General features: G+C 69.9%; 20 protein-coding genes, 1 tRNA gene, 1 pseudogene and 1 riboswitch. Of the genes and pseudogenes, 14 read left to right on the forward strand and 8 right to left on the reverse strand.

The genetic code is table 11. The features are described 5' to 3' along the window. From eno to ABZX10_RS21230, 5 genes and pseudogenes are all read left to right on the forward strand, one after another. Window positions 1-153, forward strand: a pseudogene (gene eno / locus ABZX10_RS21210) (phosphopyruvate hydratase); the annotation flags it as partial. Between the two features lie 35 nt (window positions 154-188). Continuing rightward, window positions 189-608: a septum formation initiator family protein gene (locus ABZX10_RS21215; protein ID WP_355544733.1), complete on the forward strand. Its 420-nt coding sequence runs from the start codon at window positions 189-191 to the stop codon at window positions 606-608. Continuing rightward, a complete protein-coding gene (locus ABZX10_RS21220) occupies window positions 608-1,135 on the forward strand; it encodes a DUF501 domain-containing protein (RefSeq protein WP_355544736.1) in 528 nt (175 codons plus the stop codon). The genes ABZX10_RS21215 and ABZX10_RS21220 overlap by 1 nt, the downstream gene beginning before the upstream one ends. Continuing rightward, window positions 1,132-2,103, forward strand: coding sequence for a Ppx/GppA phosphatase family protein (locus ABZX10_RS21225; protein ID WP_355544739.1), 972 nt, complete (start codon window positions 1,132-1,134; stop codon window positions 2,101-2,103). Before ABZX10_RS21220 ends, ABZX10_RS21225 begins: the two co-directional genes overlap by 4 nt. Window positions 2,104-2,192: 89 nt before the next feature. Further along, complete coding sequence (locus tag ABZX10_RS21230; protein ID WP_355544742.1) at window positions 2,193-2,474, forward strand: hypothetical protein; 282 nt, start codon at window positions 2,193-2,195, stop codon at window positions 2,472-2,474. Window positions 2,475-2,507: 33 nt separating this feature from the next. Here the strand turns inward: ABZX10_RS21230 and ABZX10_RS21235 are convergent, their stop codons facing one another. Beyond that, on the reverse strand, window positions 2,508-2,822 hold the full coding sequence (locus ABZX10_RS21235) for an SMR family transporter (protein WP_355544745.1): 315 nt from the start codon (window positions 2,820-2,822) through the stop codon (window positions 2,508-2,510). An 18-nt stretch (window positions 2,823-2,840) separates the two neighbouring features. Next, window positions 2,841-2,904: riboswitch (guanidine-III (ykkC-III) riboswitch) on the reverse strand. 72 nt (window positions 2,905-2,976) lie between these two features. Here ABZX10_RS21235 and ABZX10_RS21240 point away from each other — a divergent pair. From ABZX10_RS21240 to ABZX10_RS21250, 3 genes are all read left to right on the forward strand, one after another. Next, window positions 2,977-3,558, forward strand: coding sequence for a dihydrofolate reductase family protein (locus ABZX10_RS21240; protein ID WP_355544748.1), 582 nt, complete (start codon window positions 2,977-2,979; stop codon window positions 3,556-3,558). Between the two features lie 60 nt (window positions 3,559-3,618). After that, complete coding sequence (locus tag ABZX10_RS21245; RefSeq protein WP_355544751.1) at window positions 3,619-4,587, forward strand: mechanosensitive ion channel domain-containing protein; 969 nt, start codon at window positions 3,619-3,621, stop codon at window positions 4,585-4,587. A gap of 222 nt (window positions 4,588-4,809) precedes the next feature. Further along, window positions 4,810-5,376 (forward strand): dihydrofolate reductase family protein, encoded by a 567-nt coding sequence (locus tag ABZX10_RS21250; RefSeq protein WP_355544755.1) that lies wholly within the window; start codon window positions 4,810-4,812, stop codon window positions 5,374-5,376. A 508-nt stretch (window positions 5,377-5,884) separates the two neighbouring features. Here the strand turns inward: ABZX10_RS21250 and ABZX10_RS21255 are convergent. Beyond that, window positions 5,885-5,958: transfer RNA gene (locus tag ABZX10_RS21255), tRNA-Leu, on the reverse strand. A gap of 84 nt (window positions 5,959-6,042) precedes the next feature. Here ABZX10_RS21255 and ABZX10_RS21260 point away from each other — a divergent pair. From ABZX10_RS21260 to ABZX10_RS21270, 3 genes are all read left to right on the forward strand, one after another. Next, window positions 6,043-6,249 (forward strand): RNA polymerase subunit sigma-70, encoded by a 207-nt coding sequence (locus tag ABZX10_RS21260; RefSeq protein WP_068574959.1) that lies wholly within the window; start codon window positions 6,043-6,045, stop codon window positions 6,247-6,249. A gap of 18 nt (window positions 6,250-6,267) precedes the next feature. Further along, window positions 6,268-6,807 (forward strand): Clp protease N-terminal domain-containing protein, encoded by a 540-nt coding sequence (locus ABZX10_RS21265; RefSeq protein ID WP_355544759.1) that lies wholly within the window; start codon window positions 6,268-6,270, stop codon window positions 6,805-6,807. 124 nt (window positions 6,808-6,931) lie between these two features. Then, window positions 6,932-7,849: a Bax inhibitor-1/YccA family protein gene (locus ABZX10_RS21270; RefSeq protein WP_355544890.1), complete on the forward strand. Its 918-nt coding sequence runs from the start codon at window positions 6,932-6,934 to the stop codon at window positions 7,847-7,849. 60 nt (window positions 7,850-7,909) lie between these two features. Here ABZX10_RS21270 and ABZX10_RS21275 read toward each other — a convergent pair whose 3' ends face one another. Continuing rightward, window positions 7,910-8,827 (reverse strand): SGNH/GDSL hydrolase family protein, encoded by a 918-nt coding sequence (locus ABZX10_RS21275; protein WP_355544763.1) that lies wholly within the window; start codon window positions 8,825-8,827, stop codon window positions 7,910-7,912. Window positions 8,828-8,898: 71 nt separating this feature from the next. Between ABZX10_RS21275 and ABZX10_RS21280 the strand changes: the two genes are divergently transcribed. Beyond that, the gene (locus ABZX10_RS21280; protein WP_355544766.1) at window positions 8,899-10,281 is read left to right on the forward strand and encodes a cystathionine beta-synthase; all 1,383 of its coding nucleotides are present in this window, start codon (window positions 8,899-8,901) and stop codon (window positions 10,279-10,281) included. 14 nt (window positions 10,282-10,295) lie between these two features. Beyond that, window positions 10,296-11,468 carry a cystathionine gamma-synthase gene (locus tag ABZX10_RS21285; protein WP_355544769.1) on the forward strand — a complete coding sequence of 391 codons (1,173 nt, stop codon included), beginning with the start codon at window positions 10,296-10,298 and terminating at the stop codon, window positions 11,466-11,468. Here ABZX10_RS21285 and ABZX10_RS21290 read toward each other — a convergent pair. Then, window positions 11,461-11,922: a hypothetical protein gene (locus ABZX10_RS21290; RefSeq protein ID WP_355544772.1), complete on the reverse strand. Its 462-nt coding sequence runs from the start codon at window positions 11,920-11,922 to the stop codon at window positions 11,461-11,463. The two genes, ABZX10_RS21285 and ABZX10_RS21290, sit on opposite strands and share 8 nt — an antisense overlap. Window positions 11,923-11,941: 19 nt before the next feature. Beyond that, entirely contained in the window at window positions 11,942-13,588 is a 1,647-nt protein-coding gene (locus tag ABZX10_RS21295; RefSeq protein WP_355544775.1) for a hypothetical protein, read from the reverse strand. A gap of 153 nt (window positions 13,589-13,741) precedes the next feature. On the opposite strand from ABZX10_RS21295, the gene ABZX10_RS21300 reads away from it, so the two are divergent. Beyond that, window positions 13,742-14,803 (forward strand): polysaccharide deacetylase family protein, encoded by a 1,062-nt coding sequence (locus ABZX10_RS21300; protein WP_355544778.1) that lies wholly within the window; start codon window positions 13,742-13,744, stop codon window positions 14,801-14,803. Window positions 14,804-14,881: 78 nt separating this feature from the next. Here the strand turns inward: ABZX10_RS21300 and greA are convergent, their stop codons facing one another. From greA to ABZX10_RS21315, 3 genes are all read right to left on the reverse strand, one after another. Beyond that, entirely contained in the window at window positions 14,882-15,376 is a 495-nt protein-coding gene (greA, locus tag ABZX10_RS21305; protein ID WP_168546995.1) for a transcription elongation factor GreA, read from the reverse strand. Between the two features lie 169 nt (window positions 15,377-15,545). Further along, entirely contained in the window at window positions 15,546-16,367 is an 822-nt protein-coding gene (locus tag ABZX10_RS21310; RefSeq protein WP_355544782.1) for a queuosine precursor transporter, read from the reverse strand. Beyond that, entirely contained in the window at window positions 16,364-16,792 is a 429-nt protein-coding gene (locus ABZX10_RS21315; protein WP_355544785.1) for a DUF4307 domain-containing protein, read from the reverse strand. The genes ABZX10_RS21310 and ABZX10_RS21315 overlap by 4 nt, the downstream gene beginning before the upstream one ends. Window positions 16,793-16,926: the final 134 nt, after the last annotated feature.

A 16,926-nucleotide genomic window follows, 5' to 3' on the forward strand; every position in this document is an offset into this window, starting at 1 on the left:
GCGGTGGGCTCGGGTCAGATCAAGACGGGTGCTCCGGCTCGTAGTGAGCGGGTCGCGAAGTACAACCAGCTGTTGCGGATCGAGGAGGAGCTGGGCGACGCGGCGCGGTACGCCGGCGATACCGCGTTCCCGCGCTTCGAATTCAACAGCTGACCGATCGATAGCCAGAGCAGAAGGAGCACAGCACCGTGAGCAGCAGGTCCCGCCTCGTGCGAACCCCGTCCGGCGGCGAAGGCCGTTCGGACGGACGGCGTGCGGGGCGCACCGTCGTGCTGTTCCTGGTGCTGTGCGTCCTGGCGCTCACGCTCGCAGTGCCCGTACGGACGTACCTGTCCGAGCAGGCGCGCGAGGACAAGGTGGCCGCCGAGCACGCGCAGCTGCTCGCGGACATCGCGCGGCTCGAAGAGCGGAAGCGGTTGCAGGACGATCCCGAGTACATCAAGGCGCAGGCCAGGATCCGGCTCCAGTACGTGATGCCGGGGGAGACGCCGTACCGCGTGCAGGTCCCCGGGGCGCCGGCTCCCTCGATCGAACAGGTCGAGGCGGAACAGGCGAAGCAGAATCCGTGGTACACCAATGTCTGGCGCACGATCGCGGTGCCGCACTGATGAGCGGATCCGTTGTCGCCCAGGCGGACCTGGACAGAGTCGCCGAGCAGTTGGGCCGCGCCCCGCGCGGCGTCCTCGCCGTCGCCTACCGCACGCCCGACGGCGAGCCCGCCGTTGTCAAGACCGCGCCCCGGCTGCCCGACGGCACGCCCTTCCCGACGCTGTACTACCTGACGGATCCGCGACTCACGGCCGAGGCGAGCCGGCAGGAGAGCGCGGGCATCATGCGCGAGATGGAGGCATTGCTCGCCGCCGACGAATCGATCGCCGAGAACTACCGCGCCGCCCACCGGCACTACTTGGAGTCGCGGAACGCGTTGGAGGATTTGGGAACCGACTTCACCGGCGGCGGGATGCCGGACCGGGTGAAGTGCCTGCACGTACTCATCGCGTACGCGCTCGCCGAGGGCCCCGGTGTGGTCCGCCTGGGCGACGAGGCCGTTGCCCTCGCCGCCGCGGCCGGACTGCGCGGCAGCGCCATCCCCGTCGACTGGCCCGAGCCGCAGTTCCCCTGGGGCGGTCGGTGAGCTCGTCCTTCGCGGGTGTCGTCGCGGCGATCGACTGCGGCACCAACAGTATTCGTCTGTACGTGGCGCGCTCGGAGCCCGGCGGCGGGCTCGCGGAGCTGCACCGTGAGATGCGGATCGTCCGGCTGGGCCAGGGCGTGGACGCGACGGGTGAGTTCGCCGCCGAGGCGCTTGAGCGCGTCCGCATGGCGCTCGACGAGTACGTCACCACGGCACTGGAACTGGGCGCGACCCGCGTACGCATGGTCGCGACCTCCGCCGCCCGCGACGTGTCGAACCGGGAGGCCTTCCTCGAGCTCACCGCCGCCGCGCTGGGTCGGATCACGCCCGGTGCGCGGGCCGAGGTGATTTCCGGGACCGAGGAGGCCGCACTGTCGTACCGCGGGGCCACCGTCGGGCTCGCTGCGACCGATCCGACTCTCGTCGTGGATCTCGGCGGGGGATCGACGGAACTGGTCGTGGGGTCCGATGGCGCCGTGGCACATGCGTTCTCGGCCGACATCGGCTGCGTGCGGATCACTGAGCGCGCGCTGCACACCGACCCGCCGACGGCCGCCGAGGTGGCGGAGGCGACCTTCCACATCGACGCCGCCCTCGACGAGGCCACCGTCGTCGTGCCGCTCGACGGCGTGCGGACGTGGATCGGCGTCGCCGGCACCTTCACCACGCTGGCCGCGCTCGCACTCGGCCTCGACGAGTACGACCCCGTCCGGATCCACGGCGCACGAGTTCCGCTCGGCGACCTCGGCGCGCTGTGCCGCCGGCTCGTACGGATGACCGCCGCCGAGCGACTCGCACTGGGGCCCATGCATCCCGGCCGCGCCGACGTGATCGGCGGCGGGGCGCTGGTCGCGCTGCGCCTCGCCGAGCGGCTCGCCGCGGTGGGCGTCACCGAGCTGGTCGTGTCGGAGCACGACATCCTGGACGGCGTGGCCATGGGGCTCGCCGATGCCGCCCCCGCGATTTAACGCACTGTTGACGAACTCACAGCCTCGTGGCAGCGCACGGAGAGGTTTCGTCGCCTAACGTTATCGGCGTACGGCGAAGGGAGACGGAAATGAAGAACGTTGCTGCGGAGGGCGTGATCGTGGTGCTGGACGGCACCGACGCGACGGCCCGCCTGGTGAGTGACCTGTGCTGTTCCGGGACCCGAGTCACGGCCGTGGGATCGAACTTCCGCGACGTGGTCTCCGTGCTGTCGGGCGATGTCTACGCCCTGGTCGCCGACCTCGGCGACCCCGAGCAGTGGGAGACCGCGGTGCGCCGCGCCGAGGCGCGGCACGGCACCGTCGACCGCGTGCTGGATCCCGGCAACCGGCTGGCCGCCCGCGCCGCATGAGCCCATGTGGGCGTCGGCGAGGGTCGGGCGGCGTCAGTGGGCGAGCTTGAGCCCGATGACGCCACCCACGATGGCCATGATGCAGACGATCTTGGCCAGGGACGTGGATTCCGCGCCGGTGACCATCGCATAGACGACAGTGAGGGTGGCGCCGATGCCGACCCACACGGCGTACGACGTGCCGACCGGCAACTCCCGCATCGCGTACGCGAGTCCACCCATGCTGGCGACCAGCGCGACGCCGAACACGATCGACGGTGTGAGGCGGGAGAAGCCCTCGGACTTGCCGAGCGCAGTGGCCCAGACGGCCTCGAGAACGCCGGAGACGATCAGAACGATCCATGCCATGGTGCGAACCTCCTCGGGTTCACACCGTCTTTTCGCTCGCCGGGTACGGTGCGCCTCGTCCGGATGTCCTTCGCGACGCCACCCAGGCTACTCGACGGGGGATCGATGGTCACGTGGCGGTGACGAAGCTGACCCGCGCACTAGGGTGAGCGGCATGACGCGCGAACTGGTGTACACGGGATTCATCTCGCTCGACGGGGTGGCGGACTCGCCCGGCGGGACCGTCGAAGGACATCGCAGCGGTGGCTGGGTGGCGAGGCACGAGTTCCTACCGGAGGTCTTCTCGCTCAAAGGCGAAGAGCTCGAGGAGACGACGGCGCTGCTGTTCGGTCGACGCAGCTACGAGGCCTTCGGCGCGGTGTGGCCCCGGTCCGAGGATCACGCCGCGTACCGGGACCTGCCGAAGTACGTCGCCTCCACGACGATCGGTGAGGACGACCTCGTCGACGGCTGGGGTGCCACGACGATCCTGCGCTCCGCGGACGATATCGCCGCGCTCAAGGAGACCGACGGCGGCTCGATCTTCATCCACGGCAGCCCCGAGCTCGCCCGCAACCTCGCCGACGCCGGCCTCATCGATCGCTACAACCTCCTCGTCTTCCCGTACCTCCTCGGTGCGGGCAAGAGCATCTTCGGCCGCGAGGACCGCGACGCCACCGCGCTGCGCCTGCGGGAATCGCAGGCGTACCCGAACGGCGTGCTCAAGGTGATCTACGACGTGGTTCACCAACACTGATCCGCCCAGCCGCCGTTGACGGAACTTGCGCGTCTCGCGAGCGTCCGTACCGTCGGGGACATGTCCGACCTGGCTCTGCAACTCAGTGAGAACGGACGACAGTGGTTGATCCACAGGCCCCTGGAGATCGGCCTGTACGTCGTCCTCGCCATCGTGGTGCGGTATGTGCTGCATCGAGGGATCGACCGGCTCGTCCGCGGCAATCGTCGCGGAGAGGACACCGCCCCACGACGATTCGGCTGGGGGAGGATCCGTGGCGGGAGGCTCCCTGCGGTGCGGCGGCGCACCGTCGACGACCCGGGTAAGGCGCAACGGGATCGGGAGAACCGCGCCCGGCGGGCGCAGCGGGCCGAGACCATCGGCTCGGTGCTGAAGTCCGCCGTGTCCTTCCTCGTGCTGATCTGGGTCGTCATCCAGTCGCTGGCGATCCTCGGGGTGAACGTTGCACCGCTGATCGCATCGGCCGGCGTCGTGGGCGTCGCCCTCGGCTTCGGTGCACAGAACCTGGTGCGGGACTTCATCTCCGGCATCTTCATGCTGGTCGAGGATCAGTACGGCGTCGGTGACGTCGTGGACGTCGGTGAGGTGACGGGCACCGTCGAGACCGTGGGCCTGCGGATCACGACGGTGCGCGACGTTCAGGGCACGCTCTGGTACGTGCGCAACGGAGAGATCATGCGCGTGGCCAACTTCAGTCAGGACTACGCGGTCGCCTTCCTGCAGTTGCCCATCTCGTACTCCGCCGACGTGGACCTCGCCTGCCGGGTCGCGCTCGAGGCCGCTCTGGAGGCCGTGGGCGAGGAGCCGTTGTCGGAGGACGTGCTCGGCGCCCCCGACATGCTGGGTGTCGACGGTGCCACCGCCGACCGTGTGAGCATCCGGCTGACGGTGCGGGTGCGCGCGAACCGGCAGTGGGCCGTCGAGCGTGAGCTGCGTCGCCGGATCCTGCGTGCCTTCGACGAGAACGACATCGCGCCGCCCTATCGCACAGGGCTCCCCGTGTCGATCGGCACCGAGCGTTCCGGCTGACTTTGCCGGGGCGTGTCGGTCAGGCCGGGCGCACTTTCCGATGTTCGTCGCACTGCCAGCAGTCGTACGACGGATCGACGTCGGGGATGTCGTTCGCTGCTCCGCAGCGGGTCCCTGGTCTGTGGCTGTGCACGATTCTTCACGGGCAGCGCCACCTTTCGGACTGAAACAGTGGAGAATGCAGGCGACCGAAGACGTTCACGACGAGGTGGTGACTCGCTGATGCGCAGCGTGACCTATTCCCTGAGCACGTCGGCCGACGGGTACATCGTGGGGCCGGACGGCACGTTCGACTGGTCCCAGCCCGACGAGGAGGTGTTCCGGTTCGCCACTGACGAGGTCCGTGGACTGGGCGTGCACCTCATGGGGCGGAGGCTGTACGAGACGATGCTCTACTGGGACGACGCCGAGGAGACGCAGCCGCTCGACGCCGACGAGCGCGTGTTCGCCGCGCTCTGGAAGTCGCTCCCCAAGGTCGTGTTCTCGACGACGCTGACCGAGGTGCACGGCGCCAACACCCGCCTCGCCGACGGTGATCTGGCGGAGGAGGTCGCACGGCTGCGCGCCCAGCCGGGCGACGGGCACATCGGCGTCGGCGGCGCCGGGCTGGCCGCGGAGGCCGCCCGCCTGGACCTCGTGGACGAGTACCGCATGCGGGTGTACCCGGTGCTCGTCGGCGGCGGCATCCCGTACTTCCCACAGCAGGGCAGGATGACCGCATTGGAGCGGATCGGTTCCCGCACTTTCGACTGCGGTGTCGAGTTCGTGCACTACCGGGTGCAGCGCTGACGGCCACGCGCGTCCGATAGCTGCCCGGCTGTTCGAGCTCTTACTCGTACGGTTGCGGATCACGTTGTCGCTGCTGGCGATACGACCGGTTCAACACGGAGCCAGCGACGGAAGCAGGGGATCTCATGGCGAAGTACCCCGTGCTCTATCGCGCCCATCAGTCGGCGGCGGAGCGGATGGCTGAGACGTCTCCCGAAGAGCAGCGGGCCGGTATGGCCGCCTGGATGCAGTGGTTCGGCAAGGCGGGTGCGGCGATCGTCGACGGCGGTTCGCCGGAGACCGGGGGCGACGGCACCGTCGGCGGGTACTCCGTGATGCAGGCCGACTCGCGGGAGGCCTTCGACGGCCTGTTGGAGGGCATCCGCACCTCGCGGTCGGCACGCTCGATGTGCTGGAGTTCCTGCCGATGCCCGGCAAGTAGTCCGGATCGCCGGCGCGGTCCTCCGTGTCATAGGTGGAGGGCCGCGCGGGCACGGCGCGCGACCGTCGCGAGGGGCGGGCGATGGCGTGCCCCCAGTCGGACTCGAACCGACACTGCGCAGATTTTAAGTCTGCTGCCTCTGCCAATTGGGCTATGGGGGCGCCGGGAAAGCGTAGCGCGCGGCGCACCGTCGAACCTGTCAACGTAGATTGACAGCCGGACGACGTCAACGTAGATTGACGGGCGTGAGCTCACCACCCACCCTCGTCGGATCGGCGGCATCACGGGACCCCGCGGAGGGGCTCCGGGCCGTCGTCGCACTGCGGAAGCTGGCCGACCAACTCGAGGCGGTCCAGGTGTCCAACGCTCGGAACCTCGGATGGTCCTGGCAGGACATCGCGGAACACCTCGCGGTCAGTCGGCAAGCGGTGCACAAGAAGTACGGCAAATAGCCGGGAAGCGGGAACAGCATGTTCGAACGGTTCACCAGGAGCGCCCGCGTCGCGGTCGTGCTCGCGCAGGAGGAGGCGCGCGACGCGGGCGCCGACCGGATCACCCCCACGCACCTGTTGCTCGGGGTACTCGGCACCGTCGACGGGGATCTGCGGAGCGAGCTCGGTGAGGTCGGGCTCACCGTCGACGCCGTGCGCGCCGCGGACGTGGGGCGCGTGCTGACCGATCGGGACGCCGACGCCCTCAAGGGGATCGGCATCGACGTGGCGGCCGTCGCGGACGCGGTGTCGGAGCGCTTCGGCTTCGACCTGCTCCGCCCCGTTCGCAAACGGTTCCGCGCGGGCAACATCCCCTTCGGGCCCGGCGCGAAGAAGTCGCTGCAGCTCGCGCTCCGCGAGGCCGTGAACAGGAAGGATCGCAGCATCGAGGGCGCCCATGTGGTGCTCGGCGTGCTGCGCAGCGACGATGCGGAGTCGCTCGCCGCAGTGGAGTCCGTCGTGCCTCGCGAGGAGCTGCGCCGGCGCCTCTACGACCTACTGGATCGTCCCGCCGCATGAGGTTCCTGCGCGGTGTCCCGGAGATGGGTAAGCTGTTCGTAAAGAACGGTCGAATGCGGGAACGCAACCGTCGGCCCGTTCGTTGAACGGTATGTAGGTGCACGACCAGGGAAAGGACCCCACGGTGCGCGAGAGCAGCAACCCGATCTTCCGCGGGCTGACGAAGGACACCCGCCAGGCGGGTGCGCCCGCGGGCTACCCGCAGCAGGGGTACCCCCAACAGGGGTACCCGCAGCAGGGGTACCCGCAGGGCATGAACATGGGCATGGGCGCCGCCGGCGCCGCTCAGGGCATGCAGTTCCAGCAGTACCAGCAGCCGCCGCAGGCCCCGTACCAGCAGGGTGCGGGAACGCGGTCCATGACCATCGACGACGTGGTCACCAAGACGGCGTCCACGCTGGGCGTGCTCATCGTCTTCGCGATCGCCGCGTTCGCCCTGATCTCCCAGAACCTGGGCCTGGCTGCGCCGCTCATGATCGTGGGCGCCCTCGGCGGCCTCGCGCTGGTGCTCGTCGCCAGCTTCGGACGCAAGCAGGACAACCCGGCCATCGTGCTGGCCTACGCCGCGTTCGAGGGCCTGTTCGTGGGCTCGATCTCGAAGGTGATCACCTTCAACGTCAGCGGGAACATCAGCGCGGGCGCGTTGATCGGGCAGGCCGTGCTCGGCACCGTCGGCGTGTTCATCGGCATGCTGGTGGTCTACAAGACCGGCGCCATCCGCGTCACGCCCCGCTTCACCCGCATGCTGGTCGGCGCCATGATCGGCGTGCTGGTCCTGTCTCTCGGCAACATGGTTCTCTACCTGTTCACCGGAGACAATCCGCTGCGCGGCGGCGGCACCATGGCGATCATCTTCTCGCTGGTGTGCATCGCGATCGCGGCGTTCAGCTTCCTGCTGGACTTCGACCAGGCGGACCAGCTGATCCGCGCCGGCGCACCGTCGAAGGCGGCGTGGGGCGTGGCGCTCGGCCTGACCGTCACCCTGGTCTGGCTGTACGTCGAGATCCTGCGCCTGCTGAGCTACTTCTACAGCAGCGACTAATTACGGCCGTCCGAACGCCCCGCAGCCCCGGCTGCGGGGCGTTCGGCGTCTGCGGGACCGTCAGGCGCGGTGCAGGACCCTGGTCAGGCGGGCCGTCAGACCGTTCGCGTCGGCGGCCTCGGAGACCTCCGGCGGCGACGGCAACGGGCCGTGCCACTCGCCGATCGCCGCGAGGACCTCGGGGAGGAGCAGGCGCGCCGCCAGCTCGTAGCCGGCCGCCGACGGGTGGAAGTTGTCCGGCGAGAACATGCGCTCGGGCGCCTCGAGGAACTCGGGGGTCAGGGTGTCGGCGAAGGGCACGGGATGGCCGCCCGCGGCGAGCACGTACGCGCGCTGCCGCGACGCCAGCTGCAGGCCGTACCGCCGGATCACCGACCGTAGGGGCTGCGGGATCGCCTGCACCACCCCGATGTCCGGACAGGTGCCCACCACCACCTCGGCGCCCGCGCCGCGCAGCTGCGCGACCGCCGCGCCGAGGCGTCGCGCGGAGGCCTCGAAGCCGTTGAGCGCCGTCACGTCGTTCGCGCCCACGATGATCACCGCCACGTCCGGGATCTGCTTGGCGATGAACGCGGCCTCGATCTGTGCCGCGAGCCCCTTCGACGTCGCCCCGACGATCGCCTTGACGGCCAGCCGCACCGTACGCCCCGTCTCGGCCACCACGCCGCGCGCGAGGAGCACGCCGGGCGTGTGCTCGGCATCGTCGACCCCGAGACCGGCGGCCGTGGAGTCCCCGAAGACCATGAGGCTCACGTCCGCGACGTGGTGCGGCCCGGGCCGCTCGACGACGGTGGTGCCGGGGGAGTAGATCCCATCCTTCGACGGTGCCTTGTCGGTGCGGTGCGGGATGACGGTGCGCGCGGTGCGCGCCTGCTTGGTGAGCAGCGCGTAGGCGCCCCAGGTGGCTCCGGCGCTGCCGACCGCGGCGGCCGAGGTGTACAGCGCGTCGCGGGTCATGCGGCTTCGGGAGTACCCCATGAGTGCCAATCTACTGCCCGACCCGGGCACCGGCCGTGAGGCGGGCCGGGCCGTTCTGGGACGATGGAGGCATGCGTATCGCAGGACACGTCAGTGAGTTGATCGGCGACACCCCTCTGGTTCGATTGAACTCCGTGGTGAAGCCCGGATCGGGCCTGGTCGCGGCCAAGATCGAATACCTCAACCCCGGCGGGTCCAGCAAGGACCGGATCGCGGTGAAGATGATCGACGCCGCGGAGGAGTCCGGGGAGCTGAAGCCCGGGGGCACGATCGTCGAGCCGACCTCCGGCAACACCGGTGTCGGCCTCGCGATCGTCGCGCAGCAGCGCGGCTACAAGTGCGTCTTCGTCTGCCCGGACAAGGTGAGCGAGGACAAGCGCAACGTGCTCAAGGCCTACGGCGCGGAGGTCGTGGTGTGCCCGACCGCCGTCGCGCCCGAGCATCCCGATTCGTACTACAACGTCTCCGACCGCCTGGTCCGCGAGATCCCCGGCGCCTGGAAGCCGAATCAGTACTCCAACCCCAACGGCCCCGCCTCGCACTACGAGACCACCGGCCCCGAGATCTGGCGCGACACCGAGGGCAAGATCACCCACTTCGTGGCGGGCGTCGGCACCGGCGGCACCATCACCGGCACCGGCCGCTACCTCAAGGAGGTGTCCGGCGGGAAGGTCAAGGTCGTCGGCGCCGACCCCGAGGGCTCGGTCTACTCCGGGGGCACGGGCCGCCCGTACCTCGTCGAGGGCGTGGGCGAGGACTTCTGGCCCACCGCCTACGACCCCGACATCCCCGACGAGATCATCGCCGTCTCCGACGCCGACTCCTTCGAGATGACCCGCCGCCTCGCCCGCGAGGAGGGCCTGCTCGTCGGCGGCTCGTGCGGCATGGCCGTCGTCGCGGCGCTGCGCGTCGCGGAGCGGGATCCGGAGGCGGTCGTCGTCGTCCTGCTGCCCGACGGTGGCCGCGGCTACCTGTCGAAGATCTTCAACGACAAGTGGATGTCGAGCTACGGCTTCCTGCGCGCGCCGCTCGATCCCAACGAGCAGGAGGCCCTCGTCGGCGACATCCTGCGCGGCAAGAAGGGCGAGCTGCCCGACCTGGTGCACACGCACCCGTCGGAGACCATCCGCGACGCCATCGAGATCCTCGCCGAGTACAACGTCTCGCAGATGCCCGTCGTCGGTGCCGAGCCGCCGATCATGGCGGGCGAGGTCGCGGGCGCCGTCACCGAACGCGAGCTTCTCTCCGCCGTCTTCGAGGGCCGCGCGAACCTCGCGGATCCCGTGAGCAAGCACATGGGTCCCGCGTTCCCGCTCATCGGCGCGGGCGAGCCGATCTCGGCCGCCAACGCCGCGCTCCGCGAGTCCGACGCGCTCATGGTGATCGACGACGGTAAGCCCGTCGGCGTCATCACCCGGCACGACGTGCTGAACTACCTCTCCCACGGCAAGTAGAAAGGGCCTCGATCATGAGTGAGCAGAAGAGCGCGATCGACAAGCATGCGGCGCAGGGCTTCTCGACCCGGGCGATCCACGCCGGCTACGAGCCCGATCCGCTGACCGGCGCGGTCAACGTGCCGATCTACGCCAGCTCCACCTTCGCCCAGGACGGTGTGGGCGGCATGCGTGGTGGCTACGAGTACGCCCGCACGGGCAACCCGACCCGACGCGCGTACGAGGCGAACCTCGCCGCGATCGAGGAAGGGACCTTCGGCCGCGGCTTCGCGTCCGGCATGGCGGCCACCGATTGCATGCTGCGCGCCGCGCTGCGCCCCGGCGACCACCTCGTCATCCCCGACGACGCCTACGGCGGCACCTTCCGCCTGATCGACAAGGTCTTCTCGCAGTGGGGGATCGAGCACACCCCGGCGCCGATCAACGACGTCGACGCGGTGCGCGCGGCGATCCGCCCGAACACGAAGCTGGTGTGGATCGAGACGCCCACCAATCCGCTGCTGAACATCGGTGACATCGAGGCCCTGGCCGAGGTGGCGCACGCCGGCAACGCGAAGCTGGTGGTGGACAACACCTTCGCGAGCCCCTACCTGCAGACGCCGCTCACGCTGGGCGCCGATGTGGTGCTGCACTCGGTGACGAAGTACCTGGGCGGCCACAGCGACACCGTCGGCGGCGCACTGATCACCAACGACGAGCAGCTCGACACCGATTTCGCGTTCCTGCAGAACGGCGCGGGCGCGGTGCCCGGCCCGTTCGACGTGTACCTGGCGCTGCGCGGGATCAAGACGCTCGGCGTGCGCATGGACCGGCACTGCGACAACGCCGAGCGGGTCGTCGAGTTCCTCGCGGGCCGACCGGAGGTGTCGACGGTGCTCTACCCGGGCCTGGACAGCCACCCGAACCACGCGGTCGCGGCCAAGCAGATGAAGCGCTTCGGCGGCATGATCTCGGTGCGCCTGGCCGGCGGTCGGGAGGCGGCGCAGCGGTTCTGCGCGCGGACCGAGATCTTCACGCTCGCCGAGTCGCTGGGCGGTATCGAGTCCCTCATCGAGCACCCGGCCGCCATGACCCACGCGTCCACTGCGGGCTCGCAGCTCGAGGTGCCCGAGGATCTGGTGCGCCTGTCGGTCGGGATCGAGGACATCGGCGACCTGATCGCGGACCTGGAGAACGCGTTCAGCTGACCCCGCAGAACTGCCAGCGGCCGCCCTCGTAGCGGAAGCGCACGGTCGTCGTGGCGACGCCCCGATCGGCATCCGCCGTGATGGGGTGGGTCACGGCGACCGTCGCGTCGTCGCCGGAGACGGCGACCGCACCGTCGAACCACGGGACCGGCGGGTACCACCGATCCCGGGCGTCGAACGATCCGAGTATCCGCATGCACATCGCGTCGCTGACGTCCTCGCCGGATCCTGCGTCCCGACTGAACAGGCCGGCCCGGAATCGGACGGAGGTCTCATCGTGGCGGTCGTGCACCACCGGGTCGGACAACGCGTGGGCGAGGAGGAGGAGAATCCCGAGCGCGGCGGCCAGGGCGGCGACGGCGACGACGAGCACGAACGCGATCGCCGTGGTGACGACGACGGCGACGAACGCGGCCGGATTCCGCTGCCGCAACGGCGCCTGGTAGGTGGTCATCACCGCTCGATCGTCCGGCTCAGACCTTGCCGCCCTCTTGGGCGTCGCTTGCGCGTTCACGGTGTTCTCGGCCGGCGGCGGCCGGAGCCGGGCTCTCGGCGACGCCGAGGTCGCGCAGGCACTGTGCGATCGCGACCTGGACCCGCACCGCGGTCGGATCGGCGAAGACCGCGTACGAGCCGGGGCGGGCGAGGGCGATGATCGCCGTGACAACGCCGGCCAGCGCGAGCCCGCCGACCGCTGCGAGTCCACCGGCGACCCCGCCCGGCCCGAACCGGGCGAGTCCGGTCCGCGCGGCGCCGATCCCCCTGGTTCCCGGCGCCCGGCACGCGCCGACGCCGAGCGGGCCGGTTGCGGCGAGGAGACCGGCGGTCGCGATCAGGGCGAGCCGGGTCCGGGTGCGGAACAGGGGCTTCGGACCGAGTCGGTCGTCGACCCTGCGGACCCCGGTGCGGACCTGTTCGCCGACGGCGTCGGGGAAGCCCAGCCGGCGCAGGATCGTGGGGATCGCATCGATCGCCGCGTCCGTGATGTCGATGCCGTACGGCGCGACCAGGTCCGAGTAGGCGAGCTGCACGATCTGGGTCACGGCGTCGCGCAGGGTCCACCGAGCCGGGAGCTCCGGCATGTTCCCCGCGACCAGCTCCGCCAGCTCGGGCGGCAGTTCGCCGACCCGGTGCTCGATCTCCTCGACGTAGCTGCGCCGCAGCATGCTCACGACCCCGTCGAACTTCTCCCGGGCGGCACTGCCGGCGACGCTTTCACTCATCACGCCGAGGTAGGCGAGCGTGAGCAGGGTCCCCGCATCGGCGTCGCTGAGCCGCGGACGCGCCTCCGCTGCGTCGACGGTGCGCTGCAGCGCGTCGTCGATGATGGTCGCGAACGCGGGGTGCGAGGTGTACATGCTCGCGAGATGGCCTGCGCCGCCGCCGATCCAGAAGTCGTTCGCCTCGGGGAAAACGTCCGACAGCCCCCGGCCCGCGGTCACGGGATCGAGCGGATCGATGAAGTTCGACCAGTCGCCCACCCGGGAATACGGGAAGCGCCGGAGGATCCGGTCGGGGGCCCGGTGCAGCGTCTCGTTGCCGCCGGGGCTGCCGATGGTGACGAAGCGCCGGACATGGAGGTCGGGCGGGAGGTGGTCGAGGAGGTCGATGGCGATGATGCTGCCCAGGCTGTGACCGACGAGGACGATGTCGCCGTCGTCGGTGGGGAGTTCGTCGAGGATGTGCTGCAGAACGGTCGCGCGAACGCCCTCATCGGTCAGGTAGTTCTGCACCTGCTTGAGCGCGCCCAGCACGGCGTGGTCGAGGCCGATCGTCTGCACACGATCGACCAGCCCCTTCGGTACGTCGGTGAACGCCAGGCCACGCACGCCCTCGAACCGGCGGATGCGCTCGGCGAGTCGTGCCTGCCGGGCGGTGAACGCCCGGCGGGCATCGGCGTCGTCCTGTTCGGCGTAGGTGATGGCGGGATGATCGACGGCGGGGCGCAGACCGTGGAGGTGGTTGGAGTACCGGGGGGCGAGCACGTCGGCGGCGGTGACCGGGGCGGCGCCGATGTGCTGCAGACCGAAGTTGAGGCCGGTGAGCCAGTTGCCGCCGACGTCGCCGCTCCCCACGCCGTGCAGGTACACCAGCTTCACCGACGTCTCCTCGATCCCCATGGCGGCACGATCCAGATTCTATTCGGCGCCGGACCGTGGCCGTTCGGGCGTAACGACTCGGTCACCATCTGAACCTTCGACTTCCCCTTCAGGGTTCATGGGACTAATGTGGCTCTTGTTGTAGAAGATGACACAAGTGGCTGGAGTGAGTTCTTGAGGCCCAATCAGAGCCGGAAGGTCCGCAATTACGCGGTCGCGGGGAGTGCCCTCGCGATCGCGGCGGCCGTCGCGGTCGGATGCGGTGTGACCGGCACCGGTACCAACCGCGCAGGGTCGAGCCTGACCTTCGATCCGCTGCCCTCGGCACCGTCGGGCGCCTCGGCCGCACCGGGTTCGGGCGTCAACCCCGGCGCCCTGCCCCCCGGACAGACCGCCCCGGTCCCGTCCCCGCCCGCGCCGGCCACGATGACCGTCGTCGTTCCGCCGCCCAGCGTCGCCACGAAGCCGCAGCCCACCGTGCCCGCGACGCCGGCGCCCGCGGCGCCGCCCAAGCCCGCCGGCAACGGTGGGGGGAGCGGCGCACCGTCGGGCCAGGGCGACGGTGCCCCGAGCGGTCCGACCTCGCCCACGCCGGCGGCGCAGGCGCAGGCGCGCTCGGTGACCAAGCCCGTCCTGCTCCCGGACGGCAGCGTGGACTGCGCGAAGAGCAAGTGCGTGGCGCTGACCTTCTCCGGCGGCCCCGGCCCCGTGACCCGGCAGTTCTTGCAGACCCTCGACGCGCACGGCGGCAAGGGGACGTTCTTCGTCACCGGTGCGCAGGTCAACCTGAACCCCGACATCATGACCGCGATCGCGGGCACCGGGAACGAGGTCGCCAACGGCACCTGGACGCAGCCCGACATGACCACCCTGTCGGACGCCGACGAGACGGCCCAACTGCAGCAGACCAACGACGCCATCCGCACCTCCGTGGGCAGTACGCCCACGCTGTTCCGGCCCATGGGCGGGCACACCTCGCCGTCGGTCGTGGACGCCGGCAAGCGCCTCGGTCTCACGCAGATCCTGTGGGACCTGGACTCGATGGACTACAACTACCAGGCCGATCCCGACGGGCTGACGCAGGTGCTGATGAAGATGAAGCCCGGACAGATCGTGATGCTGCACGACACCTTCGTCTCGTCCGCGACGGCGCTCGACCGCGCGATGACGGCGCTCTCCGACCAGGGGTACGCCTTCGTCACCGTCAGCCAGCTGCTCCGCACCCGAGCCGGATAGCCGAGCGCGGAGCCCCCTGCATGCCGAAAGCGGGCCCGCCCGAGGGCGGGCCCGCTTTCGCACGGCCTGGAGCGGAACCTACGAGTGGTACGGCTCCGCGCTGACCAGGGTGACCTTGACGGTGGCGCCGCTGGGGATGGTGTATTCGCGGGTCTCGCCGACCTTCGCGTTGATGAGCGCCGCGCCGAGCGGGGAGTTCGGGGAGTAGATCTCCAGCTCGTTCTCCTGCGCGCCCTCCTCGCGGGTGGCGATGAGGAAGGTCTCGACGTCCTTCTCGTCACCGTCGTAGTACACCTTCACGACCGAGCCGGGGAGTGCCACGCCGGACTGCGTGGGCGCCTCGCCGACCTTCGCGTTGTTGAGCAGCTCCTGCAGCTGGCGGATGCGCGCCTCCTGCTGACCCTGCTCGTCGCGCGCGGCGTGGTAGCCACCGTTCTCCTTGAGATCGCCCTCTTCGCGGCGCTCATTGATCTCGGCGGCGATGACGGGGCGGTTGGCGATCAACGCGTCCAACTCGTTCTTGAGGCGCTCATGGGACTCGGGGGTCAACCACGTCACCTGAGTGTCCGTCATATCTGAAGTCCTTCGTCGTAGTCGGCGGGGCCCGCTGCGGGAGAAACGATCCGCAGCCGAGCCGGCCCTGGAACGGTGCCCGGGGCCCGCAAATGCAGCAATACACGGCTCCATGCGGAACCGTGTATCCGCTCATCCTAGCACGAAAGCTGCAAGCGGGTTGGCCGGATCAGGTCGCCAGCAATGCCTGCTGGTATGTGGGCTCGCGCCGCTTGAGGAACGCGCAGAGGGCGTAGCTCAGGGGCATGATCACGATCTCGACCAGCGTTTTCCACACGAAACCGAGGATCATGTAGTTGAGGAACTGGCCGGGGCTGGTGAACCCGAGAGCAGGGGCGGCGATCGAGCAGAACACCAGGGTGTCGAAGAACTCGCCGACCACCGTCGATCCGAGCAGACGGGACCAGAGGTGCTTCTCGCCGGTCCAGGCCTTCATCCGCACCAGCACCCAGGAGTTCATGAACTCGCCCACGAGGTAGCCGGCCAGGCCCGCTACGAGGAACCGCGGGACGACGCCGGCCACGGTCCGGAAGGCCTCGTCGTTGGGCCAATCGGGGGCGGCGGGGAGGGTGGTGGTGATCCAGAAGCACAGGGCGGCCAGCGCGAGGATCGCGAAGCCGGTGACGATCACCCGGCGCATCGCACGGAAGCCGTAGACCTCCGAGATCACGTCGCCGAGCACGTAGGCGAGGGGGAAGAGGTAGAAGGCGCCGTCGGTGGCGATGCCGTCGATCTTCAGGCCGAGGAACTCGAGGTGCAGCGACGGGGCGAACAGCACGGCCTTGGTGCCGGTGATGTTGCTGATGATCATCACGCCGACGAAGAGGCCGACGATCGGGGGGAAGTAAGGGGACGAGACGGTCGCGAACGCCGGCTTCGGGCGGGAGTGGTGGCCGGGTGGCCGGCGGAGGCGCTGGGAGACGGTGGCGAACGCCGGCCGCGCGCGATTGCGGGCCGGCTGCCCAGACGTGGGTGTGTTGTCAGTGCTCACGGACGGTCAAGATACGCGGGCACGTCCGTTCCGCAACCGAAGACATCGCCGACGGCGGGCGGCTCGGTGGTGCGCACCTCACTGCTCACCACGACGACGGTGTCCGGCGACGGTGCGACGTAGAACTCGCGCCGGCCGATCTCGTCGCCGGCCTTGTTCTTGACGTAGACGACGCAGCTGACCGCCTTCGACGGGTCGGTACGGGTGACGGTGACCTGGACCTCGGCAGCCGAGTCCGAGAGCACGCTGTACCCCGCGGTCTCGCCCGTCACGGGTTGGCGGGAGAACTTCTGATACCCCAGCCAGGCGATGAGCACGCCGAGGATCACGACCACGACCAGCCCGATGACGCCGATCCGGCGGGCGCGGGCGGGATCGCGCTCGTCGGGGTAACGGTCGGAAGAGCGGACGGGGCCTGTCGACATGGATCCATCGAAGCACACCCGACATCGGTGTCCGATCGGCCCGCGTGCAGTGCGCGTCCGGCAGGTCGCGCCGGACGCGCCGGGTCGGGCGTACCCGGCGAACGCCCGGTCGCGCGGATCGTGGACACTGGAGA

This window comes from Tsukamurella sp. NPDC003166, assembly GCF_040611135.1.
Lineage (GTDB): Bacteria > Actinomycetota > Actinomycetes > Mycobacteriales > Mycobacteriaceae > Tsukamurella.